Here is a 14,123-nt window from a genome sequence, read left to right as displayed (position 1 = left end):
TCGCCATGCAAGATCATGGCAATTATAGGGCGGCGAACAGCAAGGGTACCTGCATAATCGATGGATAAGAGAGGGAGCCGCCGCAAGCGCACGGCCAGCCGCAAGCGCGCCGCAGCGGATCGGCCGCAGAGCGGGGTGAAATTCTGGGCGCGTCGCCTGGCGATCTGGGGCAGCGCACTGGCATTGCTGGTGGCGCTGTTCGTCGGTCTCGCCGTGGCATTCGCCGCGCGTTCGATGCCGGGTTACTACCAGCTCAAGGCGACCCAGACCGCGCAGACCATCGTCGTGCGCGCGCGCGACGGCACCGAAATCGTCGAACTGGGCCCGAGCTTCGGAAAATGGCTGACCTCCGAGGAAATTCCGCAGGTCATGAAAGATGCGATGATTTCGGTCGAGGACCGGCGCTTCTATTCGCACTTCGGAATCGACTTCTGGCGCACCGGGGGTGCCATCATCGAGGGGATCACCGGCTCGCGCGCACGCGTCGGTGGGACCTCGACGATCTCCCAGCAACTCGCGCGCAATGTCTTCCTTAACACTAACCGCTCGTTCGATCGCAAGCTGCGCGAAGCGGTGTTGGCGATGGCGCTGGAGGCCAAGTTCTCCAAGGAACAGATCCTCGAGCTCTATCTAAACAAGGTCTATTTCGGCGGCGGGGCCTATGGTATCGATAGCGCCAGCCGGAGATTCTTCAGCCATCCGGCAACCGAGCTCTCGGTGGCCGAGGCAGCCATCATTGCCGGCCTGGTCAAGGCACCCAGCCGCTATTCGCCGACCGCCGATATCGACGCTGCGGTCGGTCGCGCCAGCGTGGTGCTGCGCCTGATGAAGGAACAGGGGCGCATCGCCCCGGACGTTACCGTCGATCCCAGTGCCGTGAACCTCAAGGAGCAGGCGGGCCAGAACTCGGTGCGCTACTTCACCGACTGGGCGCTGCCGCAGCTCGACCTGTTGCTGCCCGAAACCTTCGAGCCGATCGAGGTGTGGACCACGCTCGATGTCGGAATGCAGCGCGCCGCGACCGCCGCGATCCAGGCGAACACGCCCGACGGTGCCCAAGGGGCAATGGTGAGCATGGATCGCGATGGAGCGATCCTCGCCCTGGTCGGCGGCACCGACTATGTCGAGACCAATTACAACCGCGCGACCGATGCGCAGCGCCAACCGGGATCGTCGTGGAAGCTGTTCGTCTATCTGGCCGCGCTCGAATCCGGTTACACGCCCGATGATCGCGTGGTCGACACGCCGGTCACCATCAATGGGTGGAGCCCGCGCAACTCCAGCGGGCGCAATGTGGGCGAGATCGACCTGCGTACCGCTTTTGCCTATTCGATCAACACGGTCGCCGCGCAGCTCGGCAATGAAGTGGGCTTCGGTACCGTTGCCTCGATGGCGCGGCGCTTCGGGATCACGACCGAGATCAACACCTATCCGGCGATGGTGCTGGGATCGAACGAGGTGCGGCTGGTCGACATGACCCGCGCCTTCGCGGTCGTTTCGGCCAAGGGGAATTCGGTCGAACCATACGGCATCCTCAAGGTCGAGACAGCCGAAGGCGAACTGCTCTACCAGCACGAGGCGGCGCGCCAATCGCAGCTGGTGCCCGATTACGTGGCGGCGGGGATAACCGACCTGCTGCAGACCGCGGTGGCGACGGGTACCGGTCGTGCGGCGCAGATCGGTCGGCCGGTAGCGGGCAAGACCGGCACGACCAGCTCGAACAAGGACGGCTATTTCGTCGGTTTTTCCTCGGGCATCACCACCGGCGTATGGATGGGACGCGACGACAATTCACGCGTCGGCGGACTGCAGGGCGGCACCGCACCCGCGCGCGCCTTTGCCGCCTATATGCGCTATGCGGTGAAAGATCGCCCGGTCGAACAATTCGACACCGACCTGCAACTGCCCGAGTGGCAGCTCGAGCCGGACGACGAATATATGCTCGGCGATCCTGAGGATTACTACTTCATCGACGAGCAGGGCAACCTGATCGAACCGGGCACGTCCGACTTGCCGCGCGACGATCCCTTCGCCGACGAATTCGACCGCACTCTCGATCCCAATCGCCCCCGTCGGCCGGTAATGCCATCGCCGCGTCCCCCGCAGCAGCTTCCTCGCGGAGCGGATGGCGCACCGCAGGCCGTCGGCGACGATTTCCTCGACGAAGCGACCGGCGGAGGACGCGATGAGCCTCCTCCGCCCACGCCCCGCCAGACCAATTAGGCGGCCGGCAAAGAAATGGGCGGCCCTTCCAATAAGGAGGACCGCCCATTTTTCGACGCTTTAGCGATCAGCGCAGGCGTACTGCGATATATTGTGCGGGGCCACCACGGCGCTGCGCGCGCAGCAGGACTGCTTCGCGGTTCTCGCGTTGGGCCTCGAGAATGGTGTTTTCCAGGTCCTCGAGTGCGGTCACCGGACGATAGTTCGCGGTCAGGATAATGTCGCCGCGGCGCAGGCCCTTGCGAGCCGCATCGGAGTTCTGGTCGACTCCCGCGACAACCAGGCCTTCGGTATCAGCGCTCACGCCCAGCTGGCGCGCGATCTGCGCGGTGAGCGGAAGAACCTGCAGGCCGAGCCTCTCCTCGATCACGGCATTCTCGCTCGGTTCCATCGCCTCTTCTTCCTCGGCGTCCGGATCGAAGAGCTGCTGCTGCCGCAATTCCTCTTCGCTCGGGCGTTTGCCGACGGTCACATTGAGGCGGCGCGTCTCGCCATCGCGGATCAGCTCGACCGGTATCGTGGTACCGGGACGGATATTGGCGACGAGGAAGGACAGCGTCTGGTCGGGAGTCACATCCTGACCATTGATCCTGGTCACGATATCGCCTGGGCGGATACCTGCGCTTTCGGCCGGTTCGCCAGGCTGGACCGCCTGGACGAATTCGCCCCGATTCTGCGGAATGCCGAGCGAATCGGCGAGATCGTCGGTCACCGGCTGGATCTGCACGCCGAGATAGCCGCGCTCGATTTCGACGCCGTCGCGCAATTGGCGTATGATCGGCGCCGCGATTTCGGCTGGGATGGCGAAGCCGATGCCCACGCTGCCGCCGGAAGGCGAGAAGATCGCGTTGTTGATGCCGATCACATTGCCCTGCATGTCGAACAGCGGACCGCCCGAATTGCCGCGGTTGATGGCCGCGTCGGTCTGGATGTAGCGGTCGTAGGCGCCCCCCTGACCGGTGTTGCGATAGACCGCCGAGACGATGCCCGAGGTCACCGTGCCACCGAGGCCGAAGGGGTTGCCGATCGCCACCACCCAGTCGCCCGGGCGCGCCTGCGCACTGTCGCCGAACTCGACGAAGGGAAAGGCTTCGCGGCGGGCGATCTTGAGTACGGCAAGGTCGCTCTGCGCGTCGGTGCCGACCAGTTCGGCTTCGTATTCGGTGCCATCGGGCATGGTGACGGTGATTTCTTCCACCGTGCCGCGTCCGCTGGGACTGACCACGTGGTTATTGGTTACGACATAACCGTCTGCCGAGATGATGAAGCCCGAGCCGAGCGACTGGCCTTCGCGGAATTGCGGTTCCTGCTGCTGGCCACGGCGGCGGTTAAACAATCCCTCGAACGGCGTGCCCGCGAAGGGGTTACCATTATTGGTCGCTACTTCGATCCGCTGGCGGGTCGAAATGTTGACCACCGCCGGCTGCAATTGCGCGGTCAGATCGGCGAAACTTTCGGGCGCGCCGGCACGCGGTACGACGCGCGCCATCTGGCTGTCGTCGTTCTGGGCAACCTGGGCGCCGGCCGGATAGCCGGTCGCGAGCGAGATTGCGGCACCGCCCACCAGCAGCGCACTCGTCACGGAATATGCATATCGCACGGGCTTCACGTCCTTTTCGTCCTCTTCTCTAGCTTACACGGCTTGCAGCCACGGTATGGCTACCGCTCTGCGCGCCTTGCGTTCCGGCGGGCGAATGTCGCGCCCGCCGCTGAATGCCGTTTGAACGACGCCTATGCCGCTCGACGAACGGTCAACGCCGCCCGCGGAACTGCCGCAGATACTCATTGTCCGGCGACAGGATGATGCTGCTTTCCGACGGGTTTTCGTTATTGGAGAAGGTCGCGTCGTAGCTCTGCATCGCGCGGTAGAAATCGTAGAATTCTGCGTCCTTGCCGAAAGCCTCGGCATAGATACGCGCGCTTTCCGCATCGGCTTCCGCGCGAATGATACGCGCGTCGCGGCTGCCGCCTGCGCGGATCGTGCGGGCTTCGCGCTCGCGGTCCGATTCCATCCTTCGGAAGGCCGATTGCAGCGGCGCCTCGGGCAGGTCGGTGCGCATGATCTTCACATCGACCACTTCGGCGCCGTATTGGCGTGCCTGCCGGTCGAGATTGGCCCGGACATTGGCCAGCGCGCTGCCGCGCTCGGCGGTGAGCATCGACTGGAAGGTGCGGCGGCCGAGTTCCTGGCGCAGGACCGAGTTGAGGATCGGCTCGAGCGCATTGCGCACGCCATCCGTGGTGCCCGCACGTTCGACCATGCGGACGGGATCGGTGATGCGGAAGCGGGCATAGGCGTTGACCAGCAAACGCTGCTGGTCGGCCGAGAGCACTTCCTCGTCGTTCATTTCGAGATCGAGCAGGCGCTTTTCGACGCGCCGGACCGAATCGATGAAGGGTACGCGCAGGTAAAGGCCCGCGCCCGTTTCGCCGCCCGGCGTGTTCACCGTGCCGATCGGATTACCCGTGCGGATGATGACCGCCTGCTCCTCTTCGGGGACGACATAGGCGCTCATCATGAAGGCGATCAGCAGCACGGCGAACGCGATGACCGAGGTGCGGTGGTTCTGCAGAAAATTGCTCATGTCACTGACCCTCCGTCGCCGTCACGGTAGTGGTGGGCTGCTGCGCCCGACGGCGGATTTCGGGCAGCGGGAGATAGGGGGTCACATTGTCGGTTTCGACTATGGTCTTGTCGGTCTGGCTCAGCACACGCTCCATGGTCTCGTAATAAAGACGCTGGCGGGTGACCTCCGGCGCAAGGCGATACTGTTCGTAGACCTTGTCGAAAGCCTCCGCCTCACCTTCGGCTTGCGCCAGCACCTGCTGGGCGTAGCCGCGCGCCTGGTTGCGCGCCGCATCCGCATTCTGCTCGGCCACCTGCACGTCGCGGAAGGCATCGACCACCTGCGCGGGCGGGTCGGCCTTTTCGATTTCGACACCCAGAACGCGGATGCCCGCGCCATAGCTGTCGAGGGTTGCCTGCATGCGTTCGCGCACATCGAGTTCGATCGCCGCACGGCCCTGGCCCGAGAAGGTCTCGTCGAGCTCGGTTTCGGCAACCGAAGCGCGCATCGCGGCCTCCGCTGCCTCGTTCACCGTCTCCACGGGGTCGACCACGCGAAACTTGAAGCCTTCGAGATCCTTGATGTTCCAGCGCACGATATAGGACAGATCGACCAGGTTCTGGTCGCCAGTCAGGATCAGCTTGGCCTGGCTGTTATTGCCCGGAATACGGACAGTGCGCACGCCTTCGACATCCTCGACGTCGACCGTCTCGATCGGGAATGGGGCGGAGAAATTGAGCCCCGGCTCCATCTTTCGGGTGTAATTGCCGAGAGTCTTGACCACCGCTTCCTGCTGCGGCCCGATCAGGTGGAAGCTGGTCGCCAGCAGGCCGATGCCCACGATGGCAACCACGGCAATCGGGAACCAGCTCTTGCCGCCGGGGCGCTGCGGGAAGCGGAAATTCGGTCCACCGGGTCCACCGCCGCCGCTGCGGCGCGGGCCTTCGGGGCCGCGGCTCTTGAAGATGTCCTCGATATTGGGCGCGCGGCGACCGCCATTGCCACCGCCACCGGGGGGGAGCCACGGGTTGCGCGGGCCCTTGGGCTTGTCGCCGCTTTCGGCGCCTGCCGGCTTGTCGCCATCGCCCCCATTGCCCGAGCCGCTGCCCCAGGGGCTTTTCTTGCCTGCCATTGCGAGGGAAATCCTCTGTCCTAACCCGTCAAAAACTCTCATGGTCTTTGTTATAGGTGCGCTTCTCGGGAAAAACAGGGGTTGCGACGCGCTTTTCGATGCTACAGCAGCCGCCCCCATGAGTTCGACCGATCCCAAATCGCTGCTTCCCGACAGCCTCGCCGCCCGTGTTTCCGCGCTGACCATCAAGAATGGTCGTGCGATAGCCGTCGTCGATGCGGCCGGTCTGGGCGAGCAGGAGCGGGCCGAAATCGAGCGCGCGATTACCGAAATCCTTGGCGAACGGGACGAGGTTTCGGACGTGCGCGTGGTGATGACGGCCGAACGCACACAGCGCCGCCTGATCGCGATCGGCAGCGGAAAGGGCGGGGTGGGCAAATCGACGCTCACCGCCAATCTCGCCATCGCCCTGCAGAAGGCGGGCCGCAAGGTCGGGCTGGTCGATGCGGATATCTACGGCCCCTCGCAGCCGGTGATCCTCGGCAATCAGGGAGAAAAGCCGGTGGCGCGCGACGAGAAGCTGGTGCCGGTGGAAAGCGCCTTCGGCATTCCGGTGCTGTCGATGGGACACCTGGTGGAGCCGGGCCGCGCGCTTGCCTGGCGCGGGCCGATGGCGGGCAATGCCCTGGCGCAGCTGGTCGATGCGCATTGGGGCGATGTCGACACGCTGCTGGTCGACCTGCCACCGGGCACGGGCGATGTGCAATTGACGATGTTGCAGCGCTTCAAGCCGGTCGGAGCAGTGCTGGTCTCCACCCCGCAGGATCTCGCGCTGATGGATGCCGCTCGCGCGGGGCAATTGTTCGATCAGGCGGGCGTCCCGGTGATCGGGCTGGTCGAGAACATGGCGGGCTATGTCTGTCCGCATTGCGGCGAAGTGTCCGATCCCTTCGGCAAGGGCGGGGTCGAAAAGGCCGCCGGACGGCTCGAGCTGCCGTTCCTGGGACGCATACCGCTCGATCTTGCCATTCGCGAAGGCAGCGATAGGGGCGAGCCGCCCGCGAGCGGCGACGATGCGTTTGCCAAGCCGTTTCACGACATCGCCGCCAAGGTCGACGCATGGATTGGCGCGCGAAGCTAGACGCGCTCCCCGTCACGCGGCGTCAGCTGGTCGCGGGTGCGGCGGCGGGCGGCGGGCTGGCGGTAGCCTGGTGGCTATGGCCGCGGCACTATACAAGCCCGCTCGCGCCGGGCCCGAACGAGCGCGATTTCGTCGGCTGGATCACCATCGGCACCGACGGGGTCGTGACCGTGGCGGTGCCGCAGCTCGAAATGGGGCAGGGCGTGACCACCGTCCTCGCACAGGTGGTCGCCGTGGAATTGGGCGCCGACTGGCGCCAGGTCGCCGTCGAGCCCGCGCCGCCCGCGGGCCTCTATGCCAATATCCCGCTGGCGGCGAAATGGGCGCCGCTATGGTCAAACCTGCCCAGCTTTGCGAGCGATCCCGACAGCCGGCTGGCCGAGAACTTCGCGCGCTCCAATGCTTTCGCCGCGACCGCCGAAGGATCCTCTCTGACCGCCTACGAACAGCCGCTGCGCGAGGCGGCGGCTGCCGCACGCGCCATGCTCGCCATGGCGGCGGCAGAGCGCTGGGACGTCGAATGGGAGGAATGCGCGGTAGGGGCAGGCCTGGTACGCCATGGCGAACAGCAACTCGGCTTCGGCGATCTGGTCGAGGATGGGGCACAGCTTGATCCGCCCGATCCTCCGCCCCTGCGCGTGGCTCCGGCCAGCGACGATCCTTCTCCCGCACAAGCCGAACTCGCCCCTGCCTTTCCCCGGCTCGACCTGCCCGCCAAGGTCGACGGCAGTTTCCTGTTCGCCGGCGACATCCGCCTTCCGGGCCTGGTCTATGCCTCGATCCGTCACGGGCCCCTGGGCAAACCCGATCTCTCCGCGTTCGAGGCGGGGGCGGTCGAAGGGCTCGACGGCCTGGTCGGCGTCGTGCGGTCGAAACGGTATCTTGCCGCCGTCGCGGAAAGCTGGTGGATCGCCGAACAGGCCCTGAAGAAAATGCGCCCGGTCTTTGCCGGGCCGCCCGCGGCGGAAAGCGCCGCGGCGCTCCAGAGTCTGGAGGAGGCCCATGGGACGATCGAACCCGAGCGGACATATGCGACGGGCGATGCTGACGATCTGCTGGCGCGGCCCGACTACACGCAAAGCTATTCCGTCGCCCCCGCAGTGCATGCGACGATCGAGACCGCCAGCGCGACCGCGCGCTACGACAGCGGAAAGCTGGAACTGTGGATCGCCGCGCAGGCTCCCGAGCTCACGCGCCGCGCGGCCGCCAAGGCCATCGGATTGTCGGTCGAGGACGTCGTGCTCTATCCGACCGCGGCCGGCGGCAGTTTCGATGCCCGGCTCGAACGGCGGCACGCCATCGAGGTGGCGCAGATCGCGAAGGAGATCGGGCGGCCCGTACAATTGACCTGGCCGCGCGTGCAGGAGCTCCAGTCGATCCCCGTGCGCACACCCGTCAGCGCACGACTGGAAGCGGCATTCCTCGCCGCGAGCGGCGGGCGCATCGCCGCTTGGCGCAGCCGGCTGGCCATGCCCGCCACCGTGCGTGAATTCGGTCATCGCCTGTTCGACAACAAGACCCCGCAGGCCGCGATGGAACACGCTGCGCAGGAATCGGACGCGCTTGCCTGCGAAGGCGCGATACCGCCCTATGCAATCGAACATGTCGCGGTCGATCACCTGCCCGTGACGCTGCCCTTCCCGACCGGGCGCCTGCGCGGCAATGCGCAGGCCTACAACGCGTTCTTCACCGAGAGCTTCATCGACGAACTAGCCGAGCGTGCGGGGCGCGATCCCTTCCTCTACCGGATGGAGATGCTCGGGCAGTCGCCACGCATGGCCGATACGCTGCGCCGTGCCACCCGTCTTGCCAATTGGGACGGCGGGCGCCGCGGGACCGGGCAGGGGCTGGCCATGGCACGTATCGGTTCGCCCGACAGCGGTGGTCGGATTGCCTGCGTTGCGCAGGCAGCGCTCGGCGAAGGAGGCGTGCGGGTGACGCGCCTGCACGCGGCGGTCGATATCGGGCGCGTAGTCAATCTCGATATCGCGCGCCAGCAAATAGAGGGGGGCCTCGTCTTCGGGCTGTCGCTCGCCACCGGATCGAGCATTGCCTACGAAGAGGGCAAGCCGGTCCCCGGCCGTCTCGCGGGCCTCGCTCTGCCGACGCTGGCCGACTGCCCCGAGATCGTGATCGAATTCCTAGCCAGCGATGCGCCGGCCTTCGATCCGGGCGAGCTCGGCGTCGCGGTTGCCCCCCCGGCGATTGCAAATGCCCTTTACTCGGCGACCGGAGTGCGCTTTCGCCGCCTGCCATTGCTTTCGGAGGGTTTATGACCTGGCAGCCGCAGAAAATTCCTGCCGACCATCCCCCGGTGAAATCGGGCGGGATTGGCGTGCTGATCGTCAATCTCGGCACGCCCGACGCTCCCGAAACCGGGCCGGTCAAGCGCTACCTGGCCGAATTCCTGTCCGACCGGCGCGTTGTCGAGATCCCGCCGATCGCGTGGCAGCCGATCCTGCGCGGCATCATTCTCAATACGCGCCCGAAGAAGAGCGCGCAGGCCTATCGCGAGGTCTGGAGCGAGGAAGGCTCGCCTTTGGCGGTGGTCACGCGCAACCAGGCGGTGGCGATGCAGGAGCGGCTGGGCGATGCCGTGCAAGTCGACTGGGCGATGCGCTACGGTACGCCTTCGATTCCAGAAAAATTGCAGACGCTGATGGATGCCGGGTGCGAGCGCATTCTGCTAGCTCCGCTCTACCCGCAATACTCCTCGGCCACGACGGCGACGGTTGTGGACAAGGCTGCGGACAAGCTGCGGGAAATGCGTTGGCAACCCTGCCTTCGCACGCTGCCGCCCTATCACGACGATCCAGCCTATATCGATGCGCTGGCACAGGACCTGTCGCGCCAGATCGACGCGCTCGACTTCGCGCCCGAGGTACTGGTGCTGAGCTTCCATGGCATGCCCGAGCGCACCTTGCACCTGGGCGATCCCTATCATTGCCAGTGCCAGAAAACCTCGCGCCTGTTGCAGGGGAAGCTCTCCCGCCCGGGGCTGCGCTTTCGGACCAGCTTCCAGTCGCGGTTCGGGCCGGCCAAATGGCTGGAGCCCGCGACCGACATGGTGCTGGAGGAAGAGGCGCAGGCGGGCACCAGGCGGCTCGCGATCGCGGCACCGGGCTTCTCCGCCGACTGCCTCGAGACCCTGGAGGAGCTCGCAATTCAGGGCAGGGAGCAGTTCGAGGAGGCAGGTGGCGAGCGGTTCGCCGCGCTTGCCTGCCTCAACACGTCCGATGCGGGCCTTGCCATGTTGGAGACGCTGTTGCGGCGCGAATTGGCGGGGTGGATTCCCGCCTAGGAATTACTTACACTGCGGTAAGTTGTCAGGAGCTACCTATGGCCACGCTTGCCCCGCACCAACCTGCCGAAGCCATCCCCTCGCACTGGACCGAGGGCAATCCCGACGAGGACTCGCTCGCCCATATCCCCGGCGAGAAGGGTTGGCCGCTGGTCGGTAATACATTCAAGATGCTGGCCGATCCGCATGGCATGGCGCGCAGGATGGTCGAGAAATACGGGCGGGTGTACAAGAACCGCGCCTTCGGCGGCTGGAACGTGGCCTTGATCGGGGCCGATGCGAACGAGCTGGTGCTGTTCGATCGCGAGAAGCTATTTTCCTCCGAGCAGGGCTGGGGCCCGATCCTCGACAAGCTGTTTCCGCGCGGGTTGATGCTGATGGATTTCGATCATCACCGGGCCGACCGCCGCGCGCTCTCGATCGCTTTCAAGCCCGGCCCGATGCGGCATTATTCGGGCGCGCTCAATCGCGGGATCGCCAAGCGTGTCGAGGAATGGGGCGCGGGCCCTATGCGTTTCTATCCCGCGATCAAGGAGCTGACGCTCGACCTTGCGGCCGACAGCTTCATCGGCATCCCCTGGGGTCCCGAGGCGGACACGATCAATCGCGCCTTCGTCGATATGGTGCAGGCCAGCGTCGCTCCGGTGCGCAAGCCGCTGCCCTTTACCCAGATGAAGCGGGGCGTCGACGGTCGCGCCTATCTGGTCGATTATTTCACGCAAGAAACCCATCGCCGCCGAGCCGAAGGGGGTGGGCAGGACATGTTCAGCCAGTTCGCCACCGCCGAATATGACGATGGCAGCCTGATGCCGGTCGACGAGGTGGTCGACCACATGAACTTCCTGATGATGGCCGCGCACGACACGATCACCTCTTCGGCGACCTCGCTCTTGTGGCTGCTCGCCAAGCATCCCGAATGGCAGGAGAAGCTGCGCGAGGAGGTCGAGGCGGTCACGGGCGGTGCCGATGCAAACGGGCGCCCGCGCGATCTTGCCTATGAAGACCTCGGCAAGCTCGAGCTGACCGAGATGGCGTTCAAGGAAGCCCTGCGCTTCATCCCGCCGGTGCCCTCGATGCCGCGCCGCGCGCTGCGCGATTTCGAGTATGGCGGTTACAGGATCCCCGCGGGCACGCCGGTGGGTATCAATATCCACTGGACCCACCACAGCGAAGATTACTGGGACGAACCGGAGAAGTTCGATCCCATGCGTTTCACGCCCGAGAAGGTGAAGGCGCGGCACAAATATGCCTGGGTCCCCTTCGGCGGCGGCGCGCATATGTGCCTGGGGCTGCATTTCGCCTACATGCAGGTGAAGATCCTGATGGCGCAGCTGCTGCCGCGCTATCGCGTGGAATTGGCAGGCGGCGATCCCGACTGGCAGGCCTGGCCGATCCCCAAGCCGAAGGACGGGCTGAAAATCGAATTGCGGGCGCTGTGAGTCCCCGCGAAGGTGGGGACGTCAGTCGGGCGGGTCCGCGCTTTCGGCCAAATACCCCCGCCTTCGCGGGGGATCATCTCTAGAAATCGATCGCTATGCCGTCCTTTACCCAGTCGCCATAGCGGGTCGGGCTCAGCTCTTCCTGGTCCTCGCTCTTCCGCGGTTCGGGCGGGGGATCGTTGGTCCAGTGGGCCGGCTTTTCGAAGCTTTCGGGTCGTTTGGTCGCGCGCTCGGTCATGCATGGGAAATGCGCAAGCTGGCGCGCGGTTTCAAGTGGGGCTAGGGGCGCTGGCGATGGCTCAACCCCAAGGTATCCACGCGCGCCGTGCCGCGCTGCGCCTGCTCGATGCGGTGCTGCGCCGCGGCGAGACGCTCGACATCGCCTTTGCCGGTGCGACCAAGGACGTGCGCAAGTTCGAGGACAAGGCGCTCGCCCGCGCGATTGCCAGCGAAGTTCTGCGTTGGCTGGTCGATCTCGATGCATTGATCGATAGCGCCACGAAGAAGCCGCTGCCCGGCGATGCCAAGGCGCGCATGGTGTTGCGCATGATGCTGGCCCAATGGCTGCGGCTGGGAACGCCGCCGCATGCGGTGGTCGCGACCGGGCTGGACCTGCTCGCGGGCGGCCCGCGCAGGTTGGCGCATGGCGTGTTTTCGACGCTGACCAGGCGCGAGGCATCGCTGCCCAGGGTGCCGACGCTGCCCGCCAAGGTCGCCGCACGTTGGGGCGACCGTGCCATGGCCATTGCCGGGGGCCTTGCCGACCCTCCGCCGCTCGACCTGACGCTGCGCGATCCGGGTGAGACCGAACATTGGAAGGTCCAGCTCTCCGCCGACAGCCTGATGCCCGGCCATTTGCGCCTGCCGCGTGGTGAGAATGTCGAGAAGCTGCCAGGCTTTTCCGATGGCGCATGGTGGGTGCAGGATATCGCCGCTTCGCTGCCCGCCCGCCTTCTGGGCCGGGGAGAGCGCCGCCATGCGCTCGATCTTTGCGCCGCGCCCGGCGGCAAGACGCTGCAACTGGCAGCGCAGGGCTGGCAGGTCACCGCGCTCGACATATCGAAACGGCGCCTCGATCTGCTCAAGGCCAATCTGAAGCGCACCGGACTGAAGGCCGGCACGATCCGCGCGGACGCGTTGCAATGGCAGCCCAAGCACCGGTTCGATGCCATCCTGCTCGACGCGCCCTGCACCGCGACCGGCACCGCCCGCCGCCATCCCGATGTGCTCCACCGGATCGGTGCGCGACAGATCGAGGAGATGGCCGAATTGCAGGCGGCCCTGCTCGAACGCGCGCAGAACTGGTTCAAGCCCGGGGGGACGCTGGTCTATGCAACTTGCGCGCTCGAACGCGAGGAGGGGGAAGAGCAGGTACGCAAGGTCAATCGAGAGCTGCTGCCGATCCGCGCCGACGAACTGCCCGATGGTCTCGCCCCTAGCACCGAGGGTTGGCTGCGCACCGATCCGGGCATGTTGCCGGAGCAAGGTGGTCTCGACGGGTTCTTCATTGCGCGCTGGCAGGCGCGCTGAATCTATTCGACCCGATATTCGGCCCAGGTGCAGGCTCGTCCGGACTGCCGCAACTGCATCGTCACGACCCCTGGATCTCGTCCGATCCGCTCGATCTCGAACGGCACGCTCAGTTCGACATAGCGATCGAACCGCATCGCACCTGCAGTCACCCGAAAAGGTTCGCCGCCACGCAGCAGGCTGACGAATTGCCGTGCGATCTCGGCGAGGTGGGCCGAATTCACATGGTCGCCCGATCCGTCGAGCCAGGGATGTGCCGGGGGCATCGAATTGGCTGGATCGAGCAGGCCGGTCGCCTTGCCATCCGACAATGGGCCGAGAAACGGGAGGTCCTCGTCGGACAAACCGAGCCGGTTTCGATCGGCGTAGTCGAAACCGGTCGAGGAAACATGATCCCCGACCCTCTTCGCGCTGCTGCGCCAGTCTTCGAAATTGCGCGTGCGAAAGACCACCCAGCGCTTCTCGAGCTGGCATACCGGCCTTCCTGCGTCATCGTAGAGATGGACCGTGGCGCCTTCCTTCCCCTCGATACACTTGGGTTCGTAGCGCCCGCGCGCAACGCGCCCGATGCCGACCGCGCCGCAGTTCCAGTGGCTCGAGGTCAGGGCCGACCATTTCTTGGGATCCCGCAGCCCAAGCGCCGCAGCGCATTCGACGCCGAGCCAGTAGCTTGCCGCCTGGATCGCGCCGGGATGATGTGGGCCGATGCGCGTCCACGGCCACGCCTTTCCATCCTGCGAGCAGGTGAAGTCGACGCTGCCGTTCCGATGGACGACGTGGTCGCTGGTGAAAGCCTTACTATGCGCCCCGGGCATGGGTGGGAGGATTGCAGGTCGGCAGCGATCCGACA

Annotated in this window: 11 protein-coding genes; 6 read left to right on the top strand and 5 right to left on the bottom strand. The window is 65.7% G+C overall.

Annotated features, from left to right (window positions below; genetic code table 11):
* Positions 1-60 precede the first annotated feature (60 nt).
* Positions 61-2,223: a transglycosylase domain-containing protein gene (locus ASS64_RS13220; protein ID WP_067695461.1), complete on the top strand. Its 2,163-nt coding sequence runs from the start codon at positions 61-63 to the stop codon at positions 2,221-2,223.
* 67 nt (positions 2,224-2,290) lie between these two features.
* Here the strand turns inward: ASS64_RS13220 and ASS64_RS13215 are convergent, their stop codons facing one another.
* The 3 genes from ASS64_RS13215 to hflK all read right to left on the bottom strand — a co-directional run bounded on the left by ASS64_RS13215 (position 2,291) and on the right by hflK (position 5,922).
* The gene (locus ASS64_RS13215) at positions 2,291-3,823 is read right to left on the bottom strand and encodes a Do family serine endopeptidase (protein WP_067696177.1); all 1,533 of its coding nucleotides are present in this window, start codon (positions 3,821-3,823) and stop codon (positions 2,291-2,293) included.
* 151 nt (positions 3,824-3,974) lie between these two features.
* Positions 3,975-4,808 carry a protease modulator HflC gene (gene hflC / locus ASS64_RS13210; RefSeq protein ID WP_067695458.1) on the bottom strand — a complete coding sequence of 278 codons (834 nt, stop codon included), beginning with the start codon at positions 4,806-4,808 and terminating at the stop codon, positions 3,975-3,977.
* Position 4,809: 1 nt separating this feature from the next.
* Complete coding sequence (hflK, locus tag ASS64_RS13205; RefSeq protein WP_067695455.1) at positions 4,810-5,922, bottom strand: protease modulator HflK; 1,113 nt, start codon at positions 5,920-5,922, stop codon at positions 4,810-4,812.
* A gap of 118 nt (positions 5,923-6,040) precedes the next feature.
* On the opposite strand from hflK, the gene ASS64_RS13200 reads away from it, so the two are divergent.
* Genes ASS64_RS13200 through ASS64_RS13185 form a run of 4 tightly spaced genes read left to right on the top strand, consistent with a single transcriptional unit; the run spans position 6,041 to position 11,743 of the window.
* Positions 6,041-7,003 carry an Mrp/NBP35 family ATP-binding protein gene (locus ASS64_RS13200; protein ID WP_067695452.1) on the top strand — a complete coding sequence of 321 codons (963 nt, stop codon included), beginning with the start codon at positions 6,041-6,043 and terminating at the stop codon, positions 7,001-7,003.
* The gene (locus ASS64_RS13195) at positions 6,982-9,279 is read left to right on the top strand and encodes a xanthine dehydrogenase family protein molybdopterin-binding subunit (protein ID WP_067695450.1); all 2,298 of its coding nucleotides are present in this window, start codon (positions 6,982-6,984) and stop codon (positions 9,277-9,279) included. Before ASS64_RS13200 ends, ASS64_RS13195 begins: the two co-directional genes overlap by 22 nt.
* Positions 9,276-10,304: a ferrochelatase gene (gene hemH, locus ASS64_RS13190; protein ID WP_067695447.1), complete on the top strand. Its 1,029-nt coding sequence runs from the start codon at positions 9,276-9,278 to the stop codon at positions 10,302-10,304. The genes ASS64_RS13195 and hemH overlap by 4 nt, the downstream gene beginning before the upstream one ends.
* 38 nt (positions 10,305-10,342) lie before the next feature.
* A complete protein-coding gene (locus tag ASS64_RS13185) occupies positions 10,343-11,743 on the top strand; it encodes a cytochrome P450 (RefSeq protein ID WP_067695444.1) in 1,401 nt (466 codons plus the stop codon).
* Between the two features lie 79 nt (positions 11,744-11,822).
* Here the strand turns inward: ASS64_RS13185 and ASS64_RS16455 are convergent, their stop codons facing one another.
* A complete protein-coding gene (locus ASS64_RS16455; RefSeq protein ID WP_083508371.1) occupies positions 11,823-11,981 on the bottom strand; it encodes a DUF1674 domain-containing protein in 159 nt (52 codons plus the stop codon).
* A 56-nt stretch (positions 11,982-12,037) separates the two neighbouring features.
* Here ASS64_RS16455 and ASS64_RS13180 point away from each other — a divergent pair, with 56 nt between their 5' ends.
* Positions 12,038-13,273, top strand: coding sequence for an RsmB/NOP family class I SAM-dependent RNA methyltransferase (locus tag ASS64_RS13180; protein WP_067696174.1), 1,236 nt, complete (start codon positions 12,038-12,040; stop codon positions 13,271-13,273).
* A gap of 2 nt (positions 13,274-13,275) precedes the next feature.
* Here ASS64_RS13180 and ASS64_RS13175 read toward each other — a convergent pair whose 3' ends face one another.
* Positions 13,276-14,088 (bottom strand): hypothetical protein, encoded by an 813-nt coding sequence (locus ASS64_RS13175; protein ID WP_067695441.1) that lies wholly within the window; start codon positions 14,086-14,088, stop codon positions 13,276-13,278.
* Positions 14,089-14,123: the final 35 nt, after the last annotated feature.

It is taken from the genome of Erythrobacter sp. AP23, assembly GCF_001542855.1.
Taxonomy (GTDB): Bacteria; Pseudomonadota; Alphaproteobacteria; order Sphingomonadales; family Sphingomonadaceae; genus Qipengyuania.
Note: the sequence above shows the minus strand (reverse complement) of the source record. Positions and strands in the feature narration are given on the sequence as shown.

What these genes read in the sequence shown, in the direction of transcription:
- ASS64_RS13175 (WP_067695441.1), bottom strand. Translation starts at nt 14,088, where the DNA reads ATGCCCGGGGCGCATAGTAAGGCTTTCACCAGCGACCACGTCGTCCAT.
- ASS64_RS13195 (WP_067695450.1), top strand. Translation starts at nt 6,982, where the DNA reads ATGGATTGGCGCGCGAAGCTAGACGCGCTCCCCGTCACGCGGCGTCAG.
- ASS64_RS16455 (WP_083508371.1), bottom strand. Translation starts at nt 11,981, where the DNA reads ATGACCGAGCGCGCGACCAAACGACCCGAAAGCTTCGAAAAGCCGGCC.
- hemH (WP_067695447.1), top strand. Translation starts at nt 9,276, where the DNA reads ATGACCTGGCAGCCGCAGAAAATTCCTGCCGACCATCCCCCGGTGAAA.
- ASS64_RS13220 (WP_067695461.1), top strand. Translation starts at nt 61, where the DNA reads ATGGATAAGAGAGGGAGCCGCCGCAAGCGCACGGCCAGCCGCAAGCGC.
- hflK (WP_067695455.1), bottom strand. Translation starts at nt 5,922, where the DNA reads ATGGCAGGCAAGAAAAGCCCCTGGGGCAGCGGCTCGGGCAATGGGGGC.
- ASS64_RS13200 (WP_067695452.1), top strand. Translation starts at nt 6,041, where the DNA reads ATGAGTTCGACCGATCCCAAATCGCTGCTTCCCGACAGCCTCGCCGCC.
- hflC (WP_067695458.1), bottom strand. Translation starts at nt 4,808, where the DNA reads ATGAGCAATTTTCTGCAGAACCACCGCACCTCGGTCATCGCGTTCGCC.
- ASS64_RS13185 (WP_067695444.1), top strand. Translation starts at nt 10,343, where the DNA reads ATGGCCACGCTTGCCCCGCACCAACCTGCCGAAGCCATCCCCTCGCAC.
- ASS64_RS13180 (WP_067696174.1), top strand. Translation starts at nt 12,038, where the DNA reads ATGGCTCAACCCCAAGGTATCCACGCGCGCCGTGCCGCGCTGCGCCTG.